Annotated in this window: 17 protein-coding genes; 11 read left to right on the top strand and 6 right to left on the bottom strand. The window is 64.5% G+C overall.

Going from position 1 to position 25,331, the window contains the following annotated elements; translation table 11 throughout:
* Window positions 1–78 precede the first annotated feature (78 nt).
* Complete coding sequence (gene secA, locus LDO22_RS06630) at window positions 79–2,820, top strand: preprotein translocase subunit SecA (RefSeq protein WP_159631559.1); 2,742 nt, start codon at window positions 79–81, stop codon at window positions 2,818–2,820.
* Window positions 2,821–2,935: 115 nt separating this feature from the next.
* On the opposite strand, the gene LDO22_RS06625 is transcribed toward secA, so the two are convergent.
* Entirely contained in the window at window positions 2,936–3,442 is a 507-nt protein-coding gene (locus tag LDO22_RS06625; protein WP_201302405.1) for an Rv3235 family protein, read from the bottom strand.
* 84 nt (window positions 3,443–3,526) lie between these two features.
* Window positions 3,527–4,414: a hypothetical protein gene (locus LDO22_RS06620; protein ID WP_224026523.1), complete on the bottom strand. Its 888-nt coding sequence runs from the start codon at window positions 4,412–4,414 to the stop codon at window positions 3,527–3,529.
* A gap of 138 nt (window positions 4,415–4,552) precedes the next feature.
* Between LDO22_RS06620 and LDO22_RS06615 the strand changes: the two genes are divergently transcribed.
* Complete coding sequence (locus LDO22_RS06615; RefSeq protein ID WP_224026522.1) at window positions 4,553–5,122, top strand: hypothetical protein; 570 nt, start codon at window positions 4,553–4,555, stop codon at window positions 5,120–5,122.
* A gap of 5 nt (window positions 5,123–5,127) precedes the next feature.
* Here LDO22_RS06615 and LDO22_RS06610 read toward each other — a convergent pair whose 3' ends face one another.
* Window positions 5,128–5,343: a helix-turn-helix domain-containing protein gene (locus LDO22_RS06610; RefSeq protein ID WP_018768505.1), complete on the bottom strand. Its 216-nt coding sequence runs from the start codon at window positions 5,341–5,343 to the stop codon at window positions 5,128–5,130.
* Between the two features lie 152 nt (window positions 5,344–5,495).
* Here LDO22_RS06610 and LDO22_RS06605 point away from each other — a divergent pair, with 152 nt between their 5' ends.
* Genes LDO22_RS06605 through LDO22_RS06590 form a run of 4 tightly spaced genes read left to right on the top strand, consistent with a single transcriptional unit; the run spans window position 5,496 to window position 13,841 of the window.
* Window positions 5,496–6,137, top strand: a complete 642-nt coding sequence (locus tag LDO22_RS06605) for a hypothetical protein (protein ID WP_224026521.1) — start codon at window positions 5,496–5,498, stop codon at window positions 6,135–6,137.
* A complete protein-coding gene (locus LDO22_RS06600) occupies window positions 6,134–7,438 on the top strand; it encodes a P-loop NTPase (protein WP_224026520.1) in 1,305 nt (434 codons plus the stop codon). The genes LDO22_RS06605 and LDO22_RS06600 overlap by 4 nt, the downstream gene beginning before the upstream one ends.
* 55 nt (window positions 7,439–7,493) lie before the next feature.
* Entirely contained in the window at window positions 7,494–12,347 is a 4,854-nt protein-coding gene (locus tag LDO22_RS06595) for an NAD-glutamate dehydrogenase (protein ID WP_224026519.1), read from the top strand.
* A 27-nt stretch (window positions 12,348–12,374) separates the two neighbouring features.
* Window positions 12,375–13,841, top strand: coding sequence for a PAS domain-containing sensor histidine kinase (locus LDO22_RS06590; protein ID WP_159631565.1), 1,467 nt, complete (start codon window positions 12,375–12,377; stop codon window positions 13,839–13,841).
* A gap of 138 nt (window positions 13,842–13,979) precedes the next feature.
* On the opposite strand, the gene LDO22_RS06585 is transcribed toward LDO22_RS06590, so the two are convergent.
* The gene (locus LDO22_RS06585; RefSeq protein WP_003804966.1) at window positions 13,980–14,228 is read right to left on the bottom strand and encodes a WhiB family transcriptional regulator; all 249 of its coding nucleotides are present in this window, start codon (window positions 14,226–14,228) and stop codon (window positions 13,980–13,982) included.
* Window positions 14,229–14,553: 325 nt separating this feature from the next.
* On the opposite strand from LDO22_RS06585, the gene LDO22_RS06580 reads away from it, so the two are divergent.
* Complete coding sequence (locus tag LDO22_RS06580; protein ID WP_224027178.1) at window positions 14,554–14,946, top strand: hypothetical protein; 393 nt, start codon at window positions 14,554–14,556, stop codon at window positions 14,944–14,946.
* A gap of 57 nt (window positions 14,947–15,003) precedes the next feature.
* Here LDO22_RS06580 and LDO22_RS06575 read toward each other — a convergent pair whose 3' ends face one another.
* A complete protein-coding gene (locus tag LDO22_RS06575) occupies window positions 15,004–19,026 on the bottom strand; it encodes an FtsK/SpoIIIE domain-containing protein (protein WP_224026518.1) in 4,023 nt (1,340 codons plus the stop codon).
* Between the two features lie 238 nt (window positions 19,027–19,264).
* On the opposite strand from LDO22_RS06575, the gene LDO22_RS06570 reads away from it, so the two are divergent.
* From LDO22_RS06570 to LDO22_RS06560, 3 genes are all read left to right on the top strand, one after another.
* A complete protein-coding gene (locus tag LDO22_RS06570; RefSeq protein WP_224026517.1) occupies window positions 19,265–19,852 on the top strand; it encodes an acyltransferase in 588 nt (195 codons plus the stop codon).
* Window positions 19,853–19,972: 120 nt separating this feature from the next.
* Window positions 19,973–21,160: a UDP-galactopyranose mutase gene (gene glf / locus LDO22_RS06565; protein WP_224026516.1), complete on the top strand. Its 1,188-nt coding sequence runs from the start codon at window positions 19,973–19,975 to the stop codon at window positions 21,158–21,160.
* A complete protein-coding gene (locus LDO22_RS06560; RefSeq protein WP_224026515.1) occupies window positions 21,157–23,127 on the top strand; it encodes a glycosyltransferase in 1,971 nt (656 codons plus the stop codon). Before glf ends, LDO22_RS06560 begins: the two co-directional genes overlap by 4 nt.
* Window positions 23,128–23,194: 67 nt before the next feature.
* Here the strand turns inward: LDO22_RS06560 and LDO22_RS06555 are convergent, their stop codons facing one another.
* Window positions 23,195–24,778, bottom strand: coding sequence for a DUF2142 domain-containing protein (locus LDO22_RS06555; protein ID WP_224026514.1), 1,584 nt, complete (start codon window positions 24,776–24,778; stop codon window positions 23,195–23,197).
* Window positions 24,779–24,853: 75 nt separating this feature from the next.
* Here LDO22_RS06555 and LDO22_RS06550 point away from each other — a divergent pair, with 75 nt between their 5' ends.
* Window positions 24,854–25,330: a GtrA family protein gene (locus tag LDO22_RS06550; protein ID WP_224026513.1), complete on the top strand. Its 477-nt coding sequence runs from the start codon at window positions 24,854–24,856 to the stop codon at window positions 25,328–25,330.
* Window position 25,331: the final 1 nt, after the last annotated feature.

Raw genomic sequence — 25,331 nt, 5'->3', positions numbered from 1 at the left:
AAGGGGCACCAGCGGCGTGTCTCTCCCGTAGACTGAACACGCCAGAATTCGGCGGCATCAGACTGGGAGCATCTTCACGTGGCATCACTTATCGAAAAAATTCTCCGCACGGGTGACAAGAAAACACTCCGGCAGCTGCGGAACTATGCCGATTCCATCAACGCCCTCGAAGACTCATTCAAGACCTTTACCGACGCCGAACTGCGCGAGGAGACGGACCGCCTCCGCGCCCGCCACCAGGACGGCGAGAAGCTCGACGACCTGCTCCCGGAGGCCTTCGCAGCAGTGCGTGAAGCGTCCTCCCGCACCCTGGGCATGCGCCACTTCGACGTCCAGCTGATGGGCGGCGCCGCCCTGCACCTGGGCAACATCGCTGAAATGAAGACCGGTGAAGGCAAGACCCTGGTGGCGACCGCTCCCGCCTACCTGAATGCCCTTACCGGCAAGGGCGTCCACGTGGTCACGGTCAACGACTACCTCGCCGAATACCAGTCCGAGCTCATGGGCCGTGTCTACCGCTTCCTGGGCCTGACCAGCGGTGTCATCCTCGCCAACCAGGACCCCGCCGTCCGCCGCCAGCAGTACGCCGCCGATATCACCTACGGGACCAACAACGAGTTTGGTTTCGACTACCTGCGCGACAACATGGCATGGGACCGGACCGAACTTGTCCAGCGCGGCCACAACTTCGCCATCGTCGATGAAGTGGACTCAATCCTCATCGATGAGGCACGCACCCCGTTGATCATCTCCGGACCTGCCCAGGGGGACACCAACCGCTGGTACAGCGAATTCGCCAAAGTGGTGCTCCGGCTGCAGCCCGAAAAGGACTACGAGGTCGACGAAAAGAAGCGCACGGTGGGCGTCCTGGAGAGCGGGATCGAAAAGGTGGAGGACTACCTCGGCATCTCCAACCTGTACGAGTCCGCCAACACCCCGCTGATCGGGTTCCTGAACAATGCCATCAAGGCCAAGGAACTCTTCAAGCGTGACAAGGACTACGTCATCCTGGACGGCGAAGTGCTGATCGTGGACGAGCACACCGGCCGCATCCTGGCCGGCCGCCGCTACAACGAAGGCATGCACCAGGCGATCGAGGCCAAGGAAGGCGTCGAGATCAAAGCCGAAAACCAGACCCTGGCCACCGTGACGCTGCAGAACTACTTCCGTATGTACGGCAAGCTTTCCGGCATGACCGGTACCGCCGAGACTGAGGCGGCCGAGTTCATGAGCACTTATAAGCTGGGCGTCGTGGCCATCCCCACCAACAGGGACATGCAGCGGATCGACCAGCCGGACCTCGTGTTCAAGAATGAGGTTGTAAAGTTCGACGCCGTGGTCCGCGATATCGCCGAGCGTCACGAAAAAGGCCAGCCCGTCCTGGTGGGCACCACCAGCGTGGAGAAGAGCGAGTACCTGTCCAAGCTGCTCGCCAAGGAGGGCATCCGCCACGAGGTCCTGAACGCCAAGAACCACGCCCGCGAAGCTGCCATCGTCGCCCAGGCAGGCCGGAAGGGTGCCGTCACTGTGGCCACGAACATGGCAGGCCGCGGTACTGACATCATGCTGGGCGGAAACGCCGAATTCACGGCCGTCGCCGAACTCGCCAAGCGCGGGCTGGATCCGGAGGAGAACTCCGAACAATACGAAGCCGCATGGCCCGCAGCGCTCGAAGCCGCCAAGCAGTCCGTCAAGGACGAACACGAGGAAGTCCTGGACCTCGGCGGCCTGTACGTCCTGGGCACCGAACGCCACGAGTCGCGACGCATCGACAACCAGCTCCGCGGCCGTTCCGGCCGCCAGGGCGACCCGGGGGAATCCCGGTTCTACCTGTCGCTGACCGACGACCTCATGCGGCTCTTCAACTCCGGGGCGGCGGAACGGCTGATGAACAGCTCCGTGCCGGACGACGTTGCGCTGGAATCAAAGCTGGTATCCAGGGCCATCGCCTCTGCCCAGGGACAGGTCGAAGGCCGCAACGCCGAGCAGCGCAAGAACGTGCTGAAGTACGACGACGTCCTCAACCGCCAGCGCGAAGCCATCTACAGCGACCGCCGTCGGATCCTGGAAGGTGATGACCTGCACGAGAAGGTGCAGTACTTCATTGAGGACACCATCACTGCCTTGATCGACGCCGCCACCGCGGAAGGGAACGGCGACGACTGGGACTTCCACCAGCTGTGGACGAACCTGAAGACGCTCTATCCCGTCAGCGTTACTCCCGAAGACATCATCGAGGAGGCCGGTGGCAAGTCCAGGGTCACCGTGGAGCTGTTGAAGGAGGAGATCCTTTCCGACGCCCGCCTGGTGTACCAGGCCCGCGAGGAGGTCATCGGCTCCGAAAGCATGCGCGAGCTCGAGCGCCGCGTGGTCCTCTCCGTCATTGGCCGCAAGTGGCAGGAACACCTCTACGAGATGGATTACCTCAAGGAGGGCATCGGCCTGCGCGCCATGGCGCAGCGTGATCCGCTGGTGGAGTACCAGCGCGAAGGTTTCGCGATGTTCCAAAGCATGATGGAAGCCATCCGGGAGGAAAGCGTCGGCTTCCTGTACAACCTTGAGGTCGAGGTGACGCCGGCCCAGGACGTCGTCGTCCAGGACGCCGCCGGCGGACACACTGAGCACGTGGACCCGCAGGTGCATGCTGCCGGACTTGAGGCCCCCGAAAAGCCCGCGCAGTTGCAGTACACGGCTCCCAGCGAGACCGGCGGAACACAAACCCGGGTGGAAACCCGGGCAGGAAGTGGACGCTCCGGCAACCCTGCCAAGGCAGCTGCCCAGGACGCCGCCAAGCGCCCGGCGAAGAAGAAAAAGCGCTAGAACACAGCCGTAAACGTGCACAGGCGTTGATGGACAGGGCAGGGGCCGATGGGTCCCTGCCCTGTTTGCATGGTGCACCATGTGCTCTCGGGTGCGCACCAAATTACCCAACGGCTTAGCCGATGACGAGTTCAACGATGCGCCAGACCTGCTTGCTGCGCTCAAGCCGGACGGCAACGGCACGTGCCCGTACGTCATCCACCACGACTGCACTTGCCTCATAAATTCCCTCGGCCACCTCGCACACCCGCACCGAGCGGACTGTGGAGTTTCGGTGGAGCCGGGCCAGGGCGGGGTTGCCCGTCCTGGTTAGCTCGCGCCTGATCAGCGCGGCCCGGTGCTGCAGCGATGCCAGGCACCGCGGATCCAGACGGCGCGCCAGCTGGTGTATGGGACGGATCCCTGCCAGGACCTCCATGGCGGCCTGAACCGTTCCGCGGGTGATGGACCTTACTTCCGCAGCTTCACTGACGGGCCTCAGGGACGATGGGTCCGCGGCGCGGGAACGGCCTGCGGTCACCGCCGTTGTTGACGCTGACGCGGTTTTCCCGAGTACCCTCCCGCCGTTTACGGTGTTGGCAGCCAGCCGCTGGGCGGTCTGGACAGGTGTCACTGCGGTCATGGTGTTCCCCTTGGTTCGAATAGCGGAATAGCTGATGGTCTATTGCCTGCCCCGGTGCCGGCGCAGCACCGAAAGCGTCAGTGGCTATGGCGCCTGCGGCGCCTGGAGTATCTGTCCCGGAAGCAGGACATCCGGGCTCCCGCCGATCAGTCCGCGGTTCGCTGCGTACCACCGCGGCCATTCAAGGGCTATGTCCACATCCGATGCCTCCGGCCCCAGCTGGGCCGCCACGATGTCCCATAGTGTGTCGCCGGCAAGCACGGTTACCGGGCCCGCCCCGCCGCCCGTTGCCCGCGGATCCGGCTCCGTGCCGGCGGCGGTCCTGGTTTCCGGTGCTGCGAGCAGGCCCGGCTCCACCACCGGGGAAGCCGGTTGCCATCCCGGGTTGGGCGTGGCGGGGGTGGGCTTGTCCGCCGTGGATTGCCATGCGGGCGACGCGGCTTCCCGGCCGGGTGGTGGCACCTCAGCTGGGCCTGGTTGGACAGAGAAATGCATGGCCGGGCCAGTGCCCTGGCGGGGTGTCGGAACAACGTGCGCAGCTGCAGGGCTGGCGGAAGCCGCCGAGGACTGTTCGTGCGTGGGTGTCCACTCCGGCCCCGGCGCGGTGATGGCCGCATGTGCCGCGGCACCGGCCATCAGCTGCATCGAAAGAGCGGCAATCACAGCCCGCTGCATGAATGCAGGTGAGAGCCGGCGGGCGGTCGCAGCAGCCCGGTTCCGGCCCAGCCGCTCCAGCAGGACGGAGGCTCCAGCAGCCAGCATCGAAAATGCCCACCACAGCAAAAGTCCGAGGCCGGCTGCTGTTGCGGCCGCTGCCAGGAGGACCTCCACGGTCCACCCCTGCTGATGGGTAGCGGCGTCCTGCCACTGCGCCAGCTGGCCCGCTCCCAGGATGCAGAGCACGATTCCAAGCACGAGCAGGGCCAGCGCTGTTGCGGCATCCGACCTTCCCGTCCTACCGGAGTGACCCATTTCAACCGCCTTGACGTCGTTTGATGCTGTTTGATGTCGATTGACACAGTCTGAACCGCCTAAGCGCGTTTTGTCCAGACGTTGGAGTGTAATGAGGGGCGCGTTGACGAGCGGGGCAGGGGAACCTACGCTGGCGGGATGCGCTGGGATGCACTCTTCAACGACATGGAAAGCCAGCTAGCGGAGGCTGACCGGCTGGCGCTCGAGAGCGAGATCAGTGAGCGGACGCGGGCCGAGATGGTTGGCCTGCGGCTCGATGACAGGCTGCGGGCGGCCGTTGGTTACAGGATCACGGTCCACCTCCTGTGCGGCGAATCGGCGCAAGGGGAGCTGACCCATGTTGGAGCTGATGCGCTGGTCCTGGATGAAGAACGGCGCCAGGTGCTCATTCCCTATGCGGCCGCTGCCCGGTACGTGGGCCTGGGCAGGCATGTGCGGACGGAGGACTCCCCGGTCCGCCGTTCAATCGGACTTGCCCATTCCCTGCGTGCCCTTGCCCGGGATCGGACGGAGGTGACCGTGACGATTGGCGGGGGAATCGGAGCCGCGCGGGTGGAGGGCGTCATTGACCGGGTTGGCCGGGACTACATCGACCTTGCCGCGGTGATTCCGGGCGAGGCAAGGAGGGCCCAAAGCGTTGGCCAGGTGTCAGCGATACCTTTTACGGCGCTGGCGATGATCAGGTCCCATAAGGCCGGCGGAGCTTAGAGGCGTCACACTGACTTGGAGCGGGACTCCTGGATCATGCGGCTGGCCTCGGCATAGCGTTCCTCGATGTACTGCTCCAGCATCTTCTCCTCGACGCGCCACTGCCCGCGGCCGCCAACCTGGATGGCCTTCAGCTCCCCGCTGCGGACCAAGGCGTACGCGGCGGGGGAGTTGATCTGGAGTTGCTCGGCGACGTCTGCAAGCGTGAGGAACCTTGGCATATGCCCATTTTGCCATCACATGACGTTGTTTGTGCCCGTTTTCCACAGATAGCCGGTATTTAGGCAAATGACTTTTGTTCCCGGTCCCTGGCGGTAACAATGAGGAGTCCGGCCAGAGTGGGCAGGTCCGGTGTACCTAGGGGGAGAACGGCATGGTTCCTGATTCGAGCGCCACGGCGCCACGGCTGAAACGCCCGTCGTGGAAGGACCCGCGGTTGCTGGTGGGCATTCTCCTGGTCCTGGTGTCCGTCGCGGGGGTTACTTTCCTGGTCGGCAGCGCAGACCGCACCACCGAGGTCTTCGCGGCGCGGGACGGCATTGCCGTGGGTGAGCGCCTGACAGCGGAGAACGTGGTTCGCGCGAAGGTCCGCCTGGGCGACACGGAGCAGCACTACATCACCGTGGAGGACGGCCTGCCCCAGGACGTCGTCGCCGTGCAGCGGATCGCCAAGGACCAGCTGGTTCCCAGGTCAAGTCTTGGGGAGGTGGACCGGTTGGACCGTAAACCGGTGGCGCTCAACATCGCGCAGACTTTGCCGTCCCAGGCGGTTGCTGGTGCGAGGGTGGACGTCTGGGTGGCGCAGCCGGATGCAAAGAACGGATTCAGCGAGCCGAAACTCGTCCTTCCCGGAGCTGAAATCGCTGAGGTCACCACCGGGTCCACTGCCCTCGGATCGTCAAAGACCACCGTGCTGATGGTCCTGGTGGAGGACAAACAAATGCCTGCGTTGCTGGGTGCCCAAGCCAACGACGCGAAGATATCCGTTGTGTGGAATCCGGGCGGGGCCCGATGAGCATCCCGGTTGTCACCGTTGGCCAAAGCCGGGAGGACTTGGTGGGCGGCCTCGAAAGGCTGCACGGTCCGGTGACAGTGGTTCGACGATGCACCGAACTTCCCGAGCTTCTCGCTGCCTGTCAAAGCGGTCTGGCAAGGGCGGCCGTAGTGGCCGAGGGGTCCGACGGATTAACTGCTTCCCTTGTCGACCGGCTTGGAGCGGTTGGGGTGGCGGTCATCGCGCTGACGGACAATGCCGAGGAGGCGGCCAGGCTCCGCAAAATTGGTGTCGCCTCGGCGCTGACGGGAGTGGAGTCAGCGGAGCTTTCGGTCAGGATCGCCGATGCCGTTGCCCAGCTGACAGGTGCGGCCCGTCCCGCCATCCTGAGCGCGGGAGCGGACACCGGAGCTGCGCTGGCCATGGACCCCGTGCAGCCTGGACCTGATCCGGAGGGCGAACCGGCGGGCAGGCTCATCGTTGTCTGGGGTCCGGCCGGGGCGCCCGGCAGGACCACTGTGGCGGTGAACATCGCCGGCGAGATGGCTGCCGATGGCCGGGATGTCCTGCTGGTCGACGCGGACACCTACGGTGCAAGCGTCGCGGCGGTGCTGGGTCTCCTGGATGAGTCGGCCGGGCTTGCCCAGGCGTGCAGGCTTGCCGACCAGGGTTTGCTGGACCCGGACGCCCTCAGGAAGGTGGCCGCCACCGTCGCCACTGCATCCGGGACGTTCCGGGTGCTTACGGGAATAACCCGCGCGGACCGCTGGACCGAGCTGCGCGCCACTGCCCTGGCACTTGTTCTTGAACGGGCGCGGCAGATCGCGGACGTTGTGGTGGTGGATACCGGCTTTTGCCTCGAAGCCGATGAAGAGCTGAGCTTCGACACCATGGCGCCGCGGCGGAACGCCGCGACGCTGCGTCCCCTGGAACTGGCGGACGAGGTCTACGCCGTTGGTGCGGCTGATCCCGTGGGCGTACCACGGATGGTCCGTGCGCTTTCCGAACTCGAAGGCGCTGTACCGCAGGCCTCACCCACTATCGTCATGAACAAGGTGCGTTCCTCCTCCGTGGGCAGAGCCCCGGAACGCCAGTTGCGGGATGCCTGGGAACGGTACGGTCCCGCGTCGGAAATCAAAGCGTTCCTGCCCTACGACGCCGGCGCCGCCGACGCAGCACTCCTTGCGGGGTCACTGCTGCTTGAAGCTTGCCCCGACTCCGCGCTTCGGCGTGCCATCCGTGACTTGGTTTGTGCACCAGCCCAGCGAAATGCCAAATCCTCTGTATTTTCTTCCACACCACGGCGAAGGGCAAAGGACTAGGCTCGCCATAAGAGCTGCAAAGGTGCGGCGAATATCTCTGATGGAGGCGTTGTCGATGTCGTCTGGATCCAGTGTGGAGGACCAGCCCCTCTCCATTGAAGGCCTTGAAGGCTTCATGGGGGACTACTACCAGCACCTGGCTGAGGAGGATGCCCGAAGCTACCCCCGGGACGTTCTGGAAGCCCGTGCCGAGGAACACCGCCGGGCAGCGTCCGTGCGGCAGCCCGGGCAGGCGAAGATATCGATCATTGATGAAGAGGACAGCAGCGTCATCTTTGTGGTCACTGACGACATGCCGTTCCTGGTCGACTCCGTCAACGCCGAACTTGTCCGGCAGCATGCGGCCATCCGGCTCGTGGTGCACCCGCTTTTCGTAGCCACCAGGAACCGGGAAACGGGCGAACTGGTCAAGGTCAACAGGGTTCCGGCACATCTGGGCATTTCCAGCGGGGACACAGCGGCAATGCCCAACCTTTCCCACCTCATTGCGCAAGGTGAAAATGCCTCGCACATGGAGTCCTGGATTGCCGTCGAAGTCCACCGGGTTTCCGACGAAGCGAAGACTTCCCTGCTCGCGGGCCTGACCCGCGTCCTGAACGATGTCAGGGCCGCCGTCGAGGACTGGCCAAGGATGCGCCAAAAGGCGCTGGAGATCGCCGAAAGCCTGGACAAGGTGGCCAACTCTGCGCAGATTGCCGAATTGCGGCAGGCCAAGGACCTGCTGCGCTGGCTGGACGACGGAAACTTCACGTTCCTGGGCTACCGCGAATACGATCTGCTCAACGTCGACGGCGAAGACGTCCTGGAACTGCGCGAGGACAGCGGCCTCGGACTGCTGCGGGCAGCCGCGGACTCCCCGCACATCCAGCACCTCACCGATACCGGCCGTAAAAAGGCGCGGGAAAAGCGCGCCCTCGTCATCACCAAGGCCAACTCGCGGTCCACCGTGCACCGCTCGGCCTACCTGGACTACATCGGCATCAAAAGCTTCGACGCTGCGGGCAACGTCAACGGCGAGCGCCGCTTCATTGGCCTTTTTGCCACCAGCGCCTACGCCGGCTCCGTCCGCGACATCCCCATCGTCCGGGAAAAGGTGGATGCTGTCCTTCAGAACGCCGGCTTCCCGCCGGACTCGCACTCGGGCAAGGACCTGCTGGGAATCCTGGAAACCTACCCACGCGATGAGCTGTTCCAGATCGAAATCCCCGATTTGGCCGCAACTGCGCTTGGTATCCAGAAGTTGCAGGAACGGCGCCGTACCCGGCTGTTCCTGAGGCCCGACATCTACGGGCGTTTCATGTCCGCCGTCGTGTACCTGCCCCGGGACCGGTACACCACCAACGTCCGGCTTCGCATCGAACAGGAACTTCGGGAGACCTTCCAGGCAGTCTCGATCGACTACGAAGCCCGCATGACCGAATCGGCACTCGCGCGCCTGTTCTTCCGCATCCGGCTGCCCAAGGACGCCGACGTCAGCCATGTCAACAGCGACGAGCTGGAAAAGCGGCTGGTCCGGGCGGCAAGGTCCTGGAGCGAAGGCATCGCGGAGGTCCTGCGCGAGGGCCGGGACCCAGCCGAAGCCAAGGAACTGGCTGCCACCTGGGCCGAGGCGTTCCCTGCCAGCTACCGGGTGGACTACGAAGTAGAGGACGCCCTCGAAGACATCGCGCGGTTCGAAAAGTACGGGGCCGCCGCCGAGCGGAGTGCCGGGGCACGGCAGGACCGTCCCGGAGTCCACGTGTATCTTCCCGAAGGCGCCGGTGCAACACTGGAGGAAGACGCGCGGGTAAAGCTCTACATGCTGGAGCCCAAGAGCCTGAGCCAGATCCTGCCATACTTTCACAATCTCGGCCTCGAGGTCCTGGACGAGCGGCCCTTTGAAATCGAAACAGCAGACCACCGGGACTTCTTCCTGTACGACCTGGGGCTGAAGTACCCGGCGGGAGTGGACCCCCTGTCCACGGGCGGGCTCCTTGCCGACTCCTTTGGCGCGGCCGTCACCGGTGCTGCGGAATCGGACAACTTTGACCGCCTGGTGTTGCGGGAAGGCCTGCAATGGCGGCAAATCACCGTGCTGCGCGCCTACGCCCGGTACATGCGCCAGATGGGCAACAGCAGTTCCTTCGGCTTTATGGCGGACACGCTTCTGGCCAACGCGGATGTGACCCGGGGGCTGAGCGCCCTCTTCGCGGCCCGCTTCGATCCCTCCATCAGCGATGGTGAACGCGCTGAGGCCCAGGCTTCGGTGCGGCAGGAACTGGCAGCGTCCATCGAAAAAGTCGCCACTCTCGATGCTGACCGCGTGCTGCGCACCTTCGTCAACCTGATCGAGGCCACCCTCCGCACCAACTTTTACCAGAACAAGCCGCACCTGAGCTTCAAGCTGGATCCCGCCCACATTGAGGGGCTGCCGTTCCCGCGGCCCATGTTCGAAATCTGGGTTTACTCCCCGCGCGTCGAGGGTGTGCACCTGCGGTTCGGCAAGGTTGCCCGCGGCGGCCTCCGCTGGTCCGACAGGCGGGAGGATTTCCGCACGGAAGTCCTGGGCCTGGTCAAGGCGCAGACGGTCAAGAACGCCGTCATCGTGCCCACGGGAGCCAAGGGAGGCTTCTTCGCGAAGCAGCTTCCGGATCCTGCAACCGACCGCGCGGCCTGGATGGCCGAAGGCGTCGAAAGCTACAAGACGTTCATCCGCGGGTTGCTGGACCTTACTGACAACCTCCTTACCGAAGGCGACGGCGAACGGCTCGTGCCGCCGTCGAACGTTGTCCGGCATGACGACGACGACTCCTACCTTGTGGTCGCGGCGGACAAGGGTACGGCTACTTTCTCGGACATAGCCAACGGACTGTCCGCGGAGTACGGCTTCTGGCTGGGGGACGCATTCGCCTCCGGCGGTTCCGTGGGCTACGACCACAAGGCCATGGGCATCACGGCGCGGGGCGCCTGGGAATCGGTGAAGCGCCACTTCAGCGAGCTGGACCTGGATACCCAGACCGAACCTTTCACCGTGGTTGGCGTGGGGGACATGTCCGGCGACGTATTCGGCAACGGGATGCTGCTGTCCCGGCACATCCGCCTGCTGGCGGCATTTGACCACCGGCACATCTTCCTGGACCCCAACCCGGATGAGGCAGCCTCGTTCGCGGAGCGCCAGAGGCTGTTCGACCTGCCCCGGTCGTCCTGGGACGACTACGACAAGTCGCTGATCAGCGAAGGCGGCGGTGTCTTTGCCCGCCAGGCCAAGTCCATTCCCGTGTCGCCGCAGGTCCGGGCCGCGCTGGGGCTTCCGGCGGAAACCGCTGAGCTCAGCCCGCCGGAGCTCCTGCGCGCCATCCTGCTGGCGCCGGCTGACCTGCTCTACAACGGCGGAATCGGAACCTACGTCAAGGCGTCTTCCGAGTCGAACGCCTCCGTTGGCGATAAAGCAAACGATGCCATCCGGGTCAACGGCCGGGACCTGCGGGTCAAGGTAGTGGGTGAAGGCGGCAACCTGGGAATGACCCAGCGCGGCCGTATTGAAGCAGCGCTGCAGGGGGTCATCCTCAACACGGACGCCATCGACAACTCCGCCGGTGTGGACTGCTCCGACCATGAGGTCAACATCAAGATCTTCGTTGACCGGATGGTTGCCGCCGGCAAGCTGCCGGCGGGGGAGCGCGCAGACTTCCTGGCCTCCATGACCGATGAAGTGGGCCGCCTGGTTCTCGAAGACAACATCGACCAGAACATCCTGCTCCTGAACGACCGGACGCGCGTGGCGGAGTGGAGCCCAAGTTACGAGCGGCTCATGGACTGGCTGGAGAAGAGCGCCGACCTTAAGCGCGACCTTGAGGCGCTGCCCACGACGGAAACGCTGCGGGAACGGCTGCAGCAGGGTCAGGGACTGACGTCTCCGGAGCTCTCAGTACTGGCCGCCTATGCGAAGATCGAGCTGGCCTCGGCCCTGCGGGACAGCGACCTCGCTGATGACCTCTGGTTCCGTGACACCCTGCGGTCCTACTTCCCGCACCAGCTGCGTGAACGTTTCGACGCCGAACTGGACACGCATCCGCTGCGCCGCGAAATCATCGCCACGGTGGTGGCCAACGACATGATCAACCTTGGCGGCATCACGTTTGCCTTCCGGGTGATGGAGGAAACGTCCGCCAGCGAAGTTGCCGTGGCCAAGGCGTTTGTGGCGCTGCGCGAGGTGTATGAACTGGACGCGATGGTGGGGGAGCTGAACAGCCTGCCTGCCTCGTTCCCCACGGAGCACTGGAGCACAGTGCACCTGGACATCCGTCGGCTCCTGGACCGGGCAGTCCGCTGGCTGCTCAGCCAGGAAAGTGTTTCCCGCCCCATTGCCGAGGTGGTGGCAGAGTTCAAGCCGCTGATGGATCCCATGCGGGCCCGGCTGCTGGACTACCTCCGCGGCGACGACCGCGATCGTGTGGCGGCATGGCTGGCGAAGGGCCGCGAGTGGGAACTCCCGGAAGGCCTTGCGCTGCGCTGGGCCGAGCTGTTCGAGAGCTTCGTGCTGCTGGACATCGCCAAGATCGCCCGCTCCCGGAAGGACCGGGTAGAGGAGATTGCGGCCGTTTACTACACCGTGTTCAACCGGTTCCACGCGGACTCGCTGCTTGAACGGATCAGCAGCCTTCCCCGGCAGGACCGGTGGCAGGCGCTGGCACGGGCAGCGTTGCGCGATGACCTGTACTCAACGGTGTCGGACATGACGACGGCGGTGCTGGACGCAACGTCCGCCACCGGGTCGCCGGACGCGCGGCTCAAGGACTGGGAGGCTCAGAATGCCGAGCAGCTGGGCCGGGCAAAGAGCATGTTCGATGAGGTGAACGCACTGGAGGCCGACGACATGGCCTCACTGTCGGTAGCATTGAGGCTCTTGAGGTCAATCGTCCGGCGCTAGGAAGCAGGCGCCGTAACTGGAGGTGCAGTGGCAATCTTTACGGACCCCATCAGGGAGCACGCTGATTTCGGGCCGGGCGATGCCGAATGGCTGCACCTCCTGGTGGGGGACTGGCAGATGGTTGCGGACCTTGCGTTCGCCGACCTGGCGCTGTGGTTCCCCCACCCGGAGCTTGGCTACATTGCCCTGGCCCACGTGCGTCCTTCCACCACGCACACGGCATTCCACAGTGACTTCGTGGGTGAGGGCATCCGCTCCGACCTGCAGCCGCTCGTGGACAAGGCATGGAACAGCAGGTCCATCGAGCGCTCCAGCGAGACGAACTGGAACAGTGAGATGGCCCTGCGGGTGGAGGCTGTCCCCATGGTGCGCAACGGGCGGACACTTGCGGTTGTTACCACCCACATGGACCTTTCCAGTTCACGGATGCCGTCCCGGCTTGAGTTGACGTACCGGCAGTGCGCTTACGATCTCCTGAGGATGGGCACCCTGGGCTTGTGGCCGGACTTTGCCTCGCCCACGGGCTCCCGGCGGGGCGCTCCCCGTGTGGGCGACGGGCTGATCAGGCTGGATGCCGACGGGGTGGTGCAGTACGCGAGCCCGAACGGAGTTTCAGCCTTCCGCCGGCTGGGCGACGGGGAGTCCCTGGAGGGGCGTTCGCTCGCTGAAGTCACCGCCGGCCTGCTCAAGGACCGCCGGCTGGTCGATGAGACCCTGCCGCTTGTAGTCACCGGCCGCATGCCCTGGCGCAGCGAGATTGAGTCCAGGGGAGTAAGCCTGTCGCTGCGTGCCATCCCGCTCCGGGATGAGCAGCAGCGGTTCGGCGCGCTGGTCCTCTGCCGCGATGTCTCAGAGCTGCGCCGCCGTGAAATGGAGCTGGTGACCAAGGACGCCACCATCCGCGAAATCCACCACCGGGTCAAGAACAATCTGCAGACGGTGGCTGCCCTGCTGCGGATGCAGTCCCGGCGCATGGTGAGCGATGAAGCAAAGCAGGGCCTGGAGCAGGCCATGCGCCGCGTGGCCACCATTGCACTGGTCCATGAGACGTTGTCGCAGGGGCTGACGCAGAGCGTCGATTTCGACGAACTGATCGGCCGCCAGTTCCGGCTGTCCGCGGAAGTGGCTTCCCCTTCACAGCAGGTCAGGACCGAACGCTCCGGCAGCTTCGGGGAGCTCCCCAGCGATCTCGCCACCCCGCTTGCCCTGGTGATCAACGAACTGGTGACCAATGCTGTGGAGCACGGCCTTGAGGGGAGGGCCGGCACCGTGTGGCTGGTTGCTGACCGTTCCGAAGCGGAGGACGGCGAAGAGCTGACCGTAACCATTGCCGATGACGGCGTGGGCCTTCCGCAGACCCCGCATGTGGAGGGCCTTGGCCTGCAGATTGTGCGGACGCTCGTCACGAGCGAGCTCGGCGGCACCATCACGTGGGAGCGGCGCGAGGGCGGCGGGACCGAGGTCAAGATCCGGCTCAGCCTGGCCGGGAAGTAGGAGGTGTGCTCCGGCCAGTGGTTTACCTGGCCGCGGGGTTGAACTGACAGAGGCCCCGTGACAATCCGGAATGGATGTGTCACGGGGCCTCTGTATGCCGGTTGCGTCGTCCTGTGCCGGCTTGCCGGCGCCGGGCTCCTAGGAGGCGCGGCGTGCGCGGGCGGCGCGCCGCTTCAGGGCGCGGCGCTCGTCTTCGCTCATGCCACCCCAGACTCCGGCGTCCTGGCCGGACTCAAGGGCCCACTGCAGGCAGGTGTCGACAACGGGGCACCGGCGGCAGACGCTCTTTGCTTCCTCGATCTGCAGGAGGGCCGGTCCTGTATTCCCGACGGGGAAGAACAGTTCCGGGTCCTTGTCGAGGCACGCTGCGCGGTTACGCCAATCCATGCTGATCAGTTGCTCCATTTCTGGGAAGTGCCTTTGTGAAATTATTCACTAGTGGCTACAAAGGAAAAGGGCCCTCTGGGCCCCCTTGGTCATCTGCATCAAGCCTGTCATGTTAACGCTGTGTAAACAAGGGGTAATAACGCCTGATATCCCATGAAACCTGAGCGATGCATCACAGTGGGGGCTCCGGCCCTCACCAGTGTCCGACTATGTCCGGTAGGGTGCCAGTGTGTCAAGACCCCCGGTAGACCCAGCAGGTACCCCATCCTTTTCCGACCAACCCGGCGGCGTCCCCGACCGCCGGACCAACGGGCGGCCGGACCCGGTGCCCGCAGCCGCTAAAGTCGTTGCCGTCGTTGCGGCTGCCGAGGCCACTGCCCTCCTGGCGGCGGCAGGCTGGTATGCCTACGAGTTGTTCAGCGGCAGCCCGGTCCTGTCCTTCTGGGGTGCGGTCTTCACTTTGGGACTCCTGCTGGCTTTTTCGGCGTGGCTGTGCGCAGTGGCAGTCTTCCTCTACCGGGGCTACCGGTGGACCAGGGCGGCCGCGCTGGTCGCCCAGCTATTCGTCCTCACGATCGGGGTGCCCACGATGACCAGCGGCCTGGTCCTGGCCGGCCTGGCGATGCTGATCCCCGCCGTCACCGCCATTGTTCTCCTGTTTACCAACAAGGTTGTCAGCCATGCGTCGCGCACAGGGAGTGCACCCCCAGCCCTCTGAGGCTGGACCGTCCCCGATTCGTGGCTGACCCTGTGCGCTTCCCGGGCCGCGGGCCGGTCACCCACCTGCTCCAGCCCACGCCACCTGGAGGGGGACGGCGCGGCCGCCGGTGATGAGGGCAGCACGTCCCGGCGGGGGATTGGACTCGACGTCGAACCGTATCCCGAAAAGGTCGCCGTCAGCGATCGAACGCGGGCCTAGCAGTATCCCGACGCCGGATGACCTTGCATTCATGAGGAGCGGGACACGATGGAGAAGCGCAGGACTGTAACCAGCGGTTACCACCAGGGAATGGCCCAGGGCATGTAGTTGGCCCACGTCCCTCAGTGCCGAAGGGGCGAGCTGGTCGATGTCGTCAACCAGCAGCAGTGCCTCCCGCGGCAAAGAACCACTCCCCGCCTGCAGGAGCATATCTGCCCAAAAACGCTCCGCGTCCTGGGGCGGCCCTTCATGTGCGCACCACAGTTGGCCGGGGTTGAGTTCCTCCAACGCGCGGAGGGTATTGCTCTTGCCGCTTCCGGGGTTGCCAAGCACCGCAACTACCCCGCTGGCCGGAATGCGGAAGGACGCTGCGGCGAGCTCATCCCCGGCCACTCCGAGGAGGACATCCCGTTGCCTCACGGGGGTTGTGGGCCGCCCCGGCTGATGACCGACGGTGGCTGGTTCCCGGCCTGGCTGGGCGTCGGCTGATGGACCCAGCCGGAGTGCCGGTGCCGCCACTGCTGCCACCTCCATCACGGTGATGTGCTCGGGGAGGGGTTCCAGCCGGAATGGCCGCAGCGAGGCACCCGGATATCCCGCGCCGCTTTTGCCCAGGACACTCGGCGCCGGGCTCCGGTAGAACTGGCAGACAGCCGGACCGCCGTTGGAAACCGGGCCGAAGGCAACAGCCCTCCCTTCAATGGCGGGTACCGAGGGCATTCGCGGCCACATGGCACGGCCCTCCTCGGTGGAACCGGCCGGAAAATAGAATCGGTTGGGAACGGCGCCGAAGAACCTGGCAGTGACAAGCTCCCGCTCCCCGGAGAGCAGCAGCGTTATCCCTGCCTGGGCGCCGTCACGGACCAGGTCGTGGACCAGGTCCTCAGCCCATGCGAGCGGTCCCGCACGCAAAGCCGACACCCAGGACCCCCAGCCGGAGACGACGACAACAAGAGGCACCTTCCCGGAGGCTGGATGGCTCCGCCGCTGACCCAGCTCCCGGACAAGCCGCTCCAGAATCCGAACTCCACGCCGCAGATCATCCAGTCCGGCCAGTGCTCCCACCCGGCCGGCACTGGCCAGTAGGAGGAGAGCTCCCGTGGCGTCCAGTATGTAAAAGTGGGATTCACTGCCACGGGTCATCAATGTGTGGACAGCCAGCTCCAAGGCCGCCCCGGCACCGGACGCAGGGTTGCCGATAAATGCTGCGTGGCTGTGGCGGGCAGGACTCCACGCCAGGGCTTCCACCCGTTGCTGTTCGGGCACGTCCATGAGGCCGAGGCGGACTTCACCCGACAAGTTGACGGGTTCCAGCGGCCGCGAACCGGGAACGGCAGAGCAGGGGGACTGACCACCGGAGGCGGGTACTTCCAGATCCGCCGGCAGCGGAGGGGCGACGGGCCTCCTCGGGACCTGCTTCTCCTGCTGGGTGCAGAGCTTCCGCACCATGGCCGCCAAGGGTTCCACAGCCTCCGCCGGAGTTGGCACAGAGGCTGGCGCCTTACCGGGCCCGGTAACCTGGCCCGCCAGAAAGTCGATCGTCCGGTGGACAACCACGGGACATGAGTCACCTCCCGCCGCCACGGCCAGTGACGCACCCTGGAACTCTTCGGCGGCCTCCGTCCCACGGGCCAGGAACGCCCGGCCAGGTGCGTCCACACTGATGGCCGCAGCGCTCCTGCAATTGACCACATCAACCGACTCCATGTCGGATTGCACACGAAGGGCGATGCTGGACGTAACGTTCGCGCGGATGTCCGCTGTCAGCGCTCCCTGCGGCCTCTGCGTTGCCATGATCAGGTGGATCCCCAAGGAACGCCCGATGGACGCTATGCGCAGCAGCTCACGAAGCACCTCCGGCGCATCCTCCACCAGCATCCTGAACTCGTCGATGACAATGACCAAATGGGGGAGCACAAAGTCCTCCGCCGCCCTGGTGGAGCGGTACGCGGAAAGGTCCGGGACCCGGGCCGCAGCAAGGCATTGCTCCCGGAGTTGCAGTTCGGCGCGGAGCGAGGTCAGTGTCCGTTCCATTTCGGAGCTGGAAAGGTCGGTCTGCAGTCCCACACAGTGGACGAGGTCACTCAGCGGACCAAGCCCCGAACCGCCCTTGAAATCGATCAGGAAGAAGTTGACCCGCTCGGGCGGATAGCTGAGGGCGAGTGCGAGCGTAAGGCTGCGGAGCAGTTCCGATTTCCCGGAGCCTGTGGTGCCCGCCACCAGCAGGTGGGGCCCGTCGTGGTGCAGATCCACGGTCTTGGTTCCTGCCGCACCGAGGCCCAACGGTACGGCCAGCCCGTCCTTTTGCCCGCTGGAGCCCCAACGGTCGGCTGTGGCTGCAGGCGTCAACGGCAGGACCTCGCCGAGGCTGCAGGTGGCGGGAACGGATCCCGCTTCCATCGTGCCTTGCCGCGGAGCGCCTGCCATGCTCCGGCAGAAACCGCTGAAGACATCCTCCGGCACCAGATCGGGAACAAAGAAGGTCTCGCAAGAATCCTCGAGGAGGACAGACCTGCGCTCGGAAAGAAAGACGTCCGGTGTGGGCCATTCCCCCTCTTCCGGCCGGAAGTGGAGCACCTGCCATCCGTGTCGAATCGCTGTGTCCCGTATTGAGTTATCAGCTGCCCCTTCAGCGCTTTCCCCTCGAATCAGCAGGACGGCGCGCTCGCAGCCGTGCGGATGACCGCTGGTCACCACACTGAGGGCTGCGTGTGATGTGGCAGTGAGAGTCACCCTGGGCAGATACCGGGCGGTGAGTGGCAGGCTTCCCGGCTTTCCATGAACCAGCACGTGAGTTGTGCCTGCGCGCGGATACCCGCCCAGTTGCATGAGTATGGACCGGATGGCGCCGTCAGTGGCGGACCGCGGACCGCCAATGGTGGTGAGTCCGCGGTCCGGGTCCAGGACCAGGGGGACCGCCCCTGCCGGTGGAACCGCGGGACCGGCGCCTGCCGGTTCAATCCGGACGTTGGCCGCCTGCTCTGCCTGGCCCAGCCGCAACCAGACGCCTTCGCCGGAGCCGGGACCGGACGTCTTCTTGCCCCGTGGTGCTGTCAAGGCGACGAGGGACAGGGGCGGTGCACTCCGCCGTCGTCGTTCCCTGTCTTCCTTCACCGCGGACTGCAGGGCAGCGGACAGGTTCCGTCTCTGCCGCCGTCCGCTGGCAGCAGGAACGAGGACGGCACATGCGGAAGCGGCGGAGAAGGCAAGGAACATCCACATCCCCGTGAGTACGGCCAGCAGCACCCCGGCTGCCAGTGGGAGAACCGCGGTGAGAACGAGTGCTGCCCGGTTTCCGGCGTCAACGCGGGCGGGTACGACAATGGGCTCCGTCACGGACTGGCCGGCGTCAGCAAGTGACCGTCCTGGCGGGTCTGCAAAGATCAGCGACAGGGTCGATTGCCCACATCTGATGCTGGAATTGGTGGAGATGACCTTGGTCCGGATCCTTTCACCGTCAACATAGGTGCCGTTGGCACTGTCCAGGTCAATCAACAGGATGTCGGTGTCCGTGACCACAACCCGCGCGTGTTCACGCGACAACTCCGGGTCCGGGATGACTATCCGCGTTCCGCTTCGGCCAATGCTGTAACTGCCGCGCCGCAACGGAACGACCGTCCCCGCGGCGGCGCCGCTGTCGACGGCAAGAGCCAGGGGAGGCGCGGCTTCAGGGGACGGCCGGCGCCGCGGCCGCCGGGTTGACGGGACGGGGCCGCCGTCGACAAGGATCGCGGCCTCTATAAGCGGGGGTACTCCGAAGGCCACACATCGCAGGTCCTCGCCATCTACGGTGACGGTGCCCGTACGGAGCTTCCGGACCAGCTGCTCGTGGATCATCTCGCCTGGCGTGCCGGCCGGGGCGCTAATGGACAGTTCCACGGGCGGCTGGTCCTGTGATGATCCTGGGCCGCCAACCAGTGTGCAGTTGAGTGTCATCGCTTGGGATCCTTCGTGCATGTAGCCACACGCTAGCCACGGCACGCCGCGCCCGGCAGGCGTTTCACGGCCTATGTGGATAAACGTGTGGTTTCCGGCCTCCCCGGAAGGCGGCAGCCCGGTTAGGATCACTACACCCTGGACCGGGCCAGGCGGTCCGATAGCAGCGAAGGAGTCTCCTTTGAACACGATCGCTGACAGTGCTGACGTCGACGCCGGAGCCCGCATAGGCGCAGGCAGCAAGGTGTGGCACCTTGCCCAGATAAGGGAGGCAGCGCGCCTGGGGGAGAACTGCGTTGTCGGCCGCGGCGCCTACATTGGCCCTGGCGTGGTCCTGGGGGAGAACTGCAAGGTCCAGAACTACGCACTGGTGTACGAGCCGGCAGTTTTGGAGGCGGGAGTGTTCATCGGCCCGGCGGTGGTCCTGACCAACGACGTCTTTCCCCGTGCGGTGACACCGGAGGGCAGCCTGAAGACGGAGGATGACTGGGACAAAGTGGGCGTCATCATCCGGCAGGGAGCCGCCATCGGCGCCCGGGCCGTCTGCATAGCACCCGTGACGATCGGTGCGTGGGCCATGGTGGCGGCAGGCGCCGTCGTTACCAAGGACGTGCCGGACTTTGCCCTCATGGCGGGCGTCCCCGCGCGACGAATCGGGTGGGTCGGGAAGGCGGGCAAGCCGCTCAATCAAGAGGGCGGGCAGTGGATCTGCCCGGAAACGGGGGAGGTCTACTTCGAGGACGGGGGAGTGCTGCGCCCAGCGTTGTAGCCGCCGTGTGCCAGCTCACAGCGGTCAGCCTGATTCGACGACCCCTGCGCTCCCTCGGGTAGGCTGGAGCAGCAGACAATGCACGCCTTTGCGCTGCCCGCATTCGAACCAGGAGATTTTGTGACCGCTGACCTCGTCATCGTAGGGTCCGGCTTTTTTGGCCTGACAATCGCAGAACAGGCCGCCACCGAGCTCGGCCTGAAGGTCGTCGTCATCGACCGCCGTCACCACATCGGAGGCAACGCATACAGCGAAAAGGAAGAGCAGACCGGGATCGAGATCCACCGGTATGGTGCCCACCTTTTCCACACCTCCAACGAACGCGTGTGGGAATACGTCAACAGGTTCACCACCTTCACCGACTACGTGCACAAGGTCTACGGCGTCCATAAAGGCGAGGTTTATTCGCTGCCGATCAACCTGGCCACGATCAACCAGTTCTTCCGGGCCAACCTCACACCCGGCCAGGCACGGGACCTCATCCAGGAGCAGGCCGGCGAGCTGGCGGGAACCGACCCCCAGAACCTGAACGACAAGGGCATCCAGCTGATCGGCCGCCCACTGTACGAGGCTTTCATCAAGCACTACACCGGCAAGCAGTGGCAGACGGATCCCAAGGACCTGCCGGCCGGCATCATCTCCCGGCTGCCCGTGCGCTACAACTACGACAACCGGTACTTCAACGACAAGTACGAGGGGCTGCCCACCAACGGCTACACCGCCTGGATCGAGAAGATGGCGGAGCACCCCAACATCGAGGTGCGGCTCAACACCGACTTCTTCGATGAGTCCCACGAGTACAGCAAGAACAAAGTGGTGGGCAACATCCCCGTTGTTTACACCGGCCCGGTTGACCGCTACTTCGACTACGCCGAGGGCGACTTGTCCTGGCGCACCATCGACTTCGAAGAAGAAGTCCTTGAGGTGGGCGACTTCCAGGGCACGTCCGTTGTGAACTACAACGACGACGACGTCCCCTACACCCGCATCATCGAACCCCGCCACTTCCACCCTGAGCGCAACTACCAGAGTGAGAAGACTGTCATCATGCGCGAGTTCTCACGCTTTGCGGAGAAGGGCGATGAGCCCTACTACCCGGTCAACACCTCGGCGGACAGGGACCGGCTGCTCAAGTACCGCGACCTCGCCAACGCGGAGAAGGATGTCCTGTTTGGCGGCCGCCTCGGCACCTACAAGTATCTGGACATGCACATGGCCATCGGGTCCGCGCTGAGCATGTTCGACAACAAGATCAGGCCGCACTTCGAAAGCGGCGTGAAGCTGGAAAGCGGAGGCGTGGACGCATGAGCGGTTCGCCGGGCTGGGCGACACTCCAGCGGGTGATATTCCCGCCGGAATCCGGAGTCGACACGATGTCGCTCTATGCGGACCCCGGCCCGGCGACAGGGATACGTTTCCGGGAAAGCGATGAGTCGGCCCGGAATCCCAAACGGGCAGAGGACAAGCTGCAACTTGTGGGATCCAGCCAGCGGGAGGTGCACTTCGACGACCTGCTGTCCCGGTTCTCCCTTCGCGTGCGTTCAGGGGAGCAAATCTCGCTGGGAACGTATTTCAACGCGTTTCCCGCCAGCTACTGGCGGAGGTGGACACACCTGCGCGAGGTTCGCCTTGTTGTCGAGACGTCCGGCCACGGATCCATCACCGTCTACAAATCAAACGCGCGCGGCACCATTCAACGCGTGGATGGCACGAGGGTCGAGGGCGACTCACGAACAGAGTTCAATCTTTCCATCAAACCCTTTGGCGACGGCGGGTGGTATTGGTTCGACCTGGCCTCAAGCCGGGGTGACCTTATCCTCGGTGAGGCCCGCTGGGAAGGGGCTCCCGCAGAGCGCCCCCTTGAAACAGCGACCATTCAGATCACCACAATGAACAAGCCGGACTTCTGCCTTGCTAACGTCCGTGCACTGGCAGAACACCCGGAAGCGCTCGAGGTGGCCCGGGAAGTACTGATCGTTGACCAGGGCACCGTAAAGGTGGCTGACCAACCCGGCTTCGCTGAAGTCGCAGCCAGCATCGGCCCTAAGCTTCGAGTGATCGACCAGGCGAACCTGGGTGGTTCCGGAGGGTTCGCCCGCGGAATGTATGAAGCTGTTGAAAACGGCAGCGATTACGTTCTGCTCCTTGACGACGACGTTGTGATGGAGCCGGAAAGCATCCTGCGCATGATGGCGTTCTCCGGCCGCTGCCGTAAGCCCACCATCGTCGGCGGCCACATGTTCGACCTGTACAGCCGCAGCACGCTGTATTCAATGGGCGAAACGATTGATTCCCGGCGGTTTTCACCCAGCCAGCCACACCAGGACATGCAGATGCGGCACGACTTCAGTGTGTCGAACCTCCGGCAGACGCCGTGGCTGCACAGGCGCGTCGACGTCGACTACAACGGCTGGTGGATGTGCCTGATACCCACTTCCGTCATACGCGACATCGGCCTTCCGCTGCCTTTGTTCATCAAATGGGACGACTCGGAGTACGGGCTGCGCGCCCGGGCCGCCGGCTACCGGACCGTATCGTTGCCCGGCGCAGCGCTCTGGCATATCTCATGGATTGACAAAGACGACCTGGTTGGCTGGCAGGCATATTTCCATAACCGGAACCGCCTGATAACCGCCCTCCTCCACAGCCCCCAACCGAAGGGCGGCTCCGTATTGCGGGAATCTTTCCAGGAAGACGTAAAGCACCTCGTCTCGCTGCAGTACTTCACGGTGCAGAACCGGCTGACGGCGAGGTCGGACCTGATGACCGGTCCCTCCCACCTGCATCCGTCCCTCGCCACCAAGCTGGCCAGCATCAACAAGATGCGGGACTCCTTCCCCGATGCACAGCTGCGTGAAGACATTGACGATTTTCCTGCACCTTCCCTCGGGACAGGACTTTCGGGGCAGGCCGACAGCCAGATGCCCGCGAAGAAGGACATGGTCAAGTGGGGCCTGACGACAGTGGCCCGGCAGTTGCTTAAGCAGCCATCCCCGGCTTCGCTCGAACGCCCGCAGGGTTACCTTGCCCACGTCGACAACAGGTGGTTCCGTACGGCGCAGTTTGATTCCGTCGTAGTATCCAACGCCGAGGGAACAGCCGCCTCCTGGTATAAACGCGACCCAAAAAAGCTGAAAGCCATGCTGGGCCAGTCCGCTCTTCAGCACGCGGCGCTCTATAAAAACTGGGACGCCTTGGCGGCGGACTACCGCGCAGCGCTTGCGGACCTGGTATCCATGGAGGCGTGGCGGAAAACCTTCCACGGGGACGGGTAGCTGCACTTAGACAACGAAACGGCTGCCGGATTCACATCCGGCAGCCGTTTCACGTTCCAGGTGGGGCTTAGGCCCGGTCCCCGGCGGATACTGCATGTGCACTCGGCAGGCTGGCCCCTGCAGGTTTCACCGTGAGCAGGCGGTACAGGCACACGGCACCGGCTGCCAGAAGTGCGATGTAAATGACGGCGAGGCCCTGCCAGGTCAGCGGCGGCTGCCAGCGGGGATCAAACATTTCAGTCCAGTTGACGTGATCCTGAATGCCGATGGTGTAGCGCCGCAGTCCCTCCAGGAAGATGTACGTGTGGGCGAGGACGCCCAGGACCAGGCCCCAGCGGATCATGGACTTGGTCCACGGTGTGATCCGGAACTGGCGGAACCGCGTGGTTACCCCGGCTGCCAGAATCAAGGTCACCACCATGGCGAGTGCGTAGCGGCCCTGCCAGATCCAGCCGAGCTTCTCACTCGAACTTGCCTGGAGCGCGGTGGGCACGGCGATGACTGTGACCGTGAGCAGGGCCATGACCCAGCGGCCGCGCACGGGGCGGGCTGTGTAGGCGAGAAACAGCAGGGCGCCGAATCCGAGTACCCAGGTGTAAAGGGTGCCCGGCGGGGGCATGGTGTCGATCCAGCCGAGGACACCGACGTACTCGACCATGAAGAACACCGTCTTATCCAGCATGGCGACGGCCGCATCTTCTGCCCGCATCGGTGCGCCCGCAAGAAGGCTGTCAAAGCTCCTGGCGGCGAAGACCCACCACAGAGCGAACACGCACGACAACGCAATGATGCCCATGGCGATCTGGAAGCCGCGCTGGGCCAGGGTCTTCATAAGCGTCCCGAAGCCGTAGCACAGCACGGCTGCGATCGCAGCAAGCGCCAGCCACAGCAGAGAAAGCGGACGGGTGTGCGCCAGGAGCGATGCGGACAGGGTAAGGAGAACCAGCGGGAGCCGTTGCAGTGATGTCCTGCCAGCCACCTGTTCAAAGACGGCGCACAGGCTGAGGAAAACGGCGCCGGTGGTTGCTATTTCCAGAGCATTGGGGTTAATGGAACCGGAGAGGAAGAACACCGCCGGCGTCAGGGCAACAGCGGCGGCGATGACGGGCCGCCTGAAGTGGCGAAGCGAGAAGGCGGCCGTGAAGATTGCTGCCAGGAAGAATCCGACGAGCCAGCTGCTGATGATTCTCATGGCGTAGATTGCCGGCTCACCACTGAGGCCCCGGCTTCCCATGCCGACGATCGCGTAATAGACAGGATTGTAGTTTCCGGCGGACGTCTTTCCTGCGGTCCAGCCGCGGTCCGTTGCGTCAACCGGCTTGGCGCAGTCCGCGGTGATGTTCGAGTGCTGGGCAAAGCAACTGCGGACATTCAGGTTCGCAATGTATCCCGGGACCTGGACAACCAACGGATCGCCCTGCACTCCCGATCCCGTACCCATAAGTTGCCCTCTGGCCACCGCAGCGGCCTTGATGGCGTGCGCGGGTTCGTCAGGGACGGACATCAGGGGGGACGCGAAGCTCCAGACGCTGCCAATGGAGCCGAAAATCAGCCAAGCAACGATGAGGACCCGGAGGGGCGACGGCGGGATGCGGCGCGGGCCGGCAGTCCTGATTTTGGGCATGGGCAAGGAGCGAGTGGAATACGGCATGATAGCTTTAAGGATACTTGGAGGCGGGCTGTGCAGAGGCTGAACACTCCGCAACCATGAGAGGATCACCCACCCATGCCAACACCGCCGTCAGGCACGTCTTCATCACCGGAAACCCCCGTCGAAGCTGCTCCAGCTGTTCCGGGGATGGTCATGGGGCTCTACCGGCACCCGGTGGTCAGGTTCCTGCTCGTTGGCGGCGTTTCGTTTGCCCTGGACCTCGGGCTGCTGGCCATCCTCCACGAAATTTTCGATGTCCCGCTGTGGATAGCGACTCCCATCGCGTTTATCGTGAGCCTGGTCTTCAACTTCCTCCTGCAGCGCCTGTTCACGTTCCGCGCCAACAACAGTGGCAGCATCAGCGCCCTGAAGTACATCCTGTTGGTCATCGTCAACATCGTGATCAGCGATCTCATCGTCACTGGGTTTGACGCCGTCGGCTGGACCTACGTCATCGGCAAGACAGCTGCCACGATCCTTACGACGGCGTGGAATTACTTCCTGTACCGGCACTGGATCTTCCGGCGTACACCGGAAGAGACACGCTCATAAG

Source organism: Arthrobacter sp. NicSoilC5 (assembly GCF_019977395.1).
Taxonomy (GTDB): Bacteria; Actinomycetota; Actinomycetes; order Actinomycetales; family Micrococcaceae; genus Arthrobacter.
Note: the sequence above shows the minus strand (reverse complement) of the source record. Positions and strands in the feature narration are given on the sequence as shown.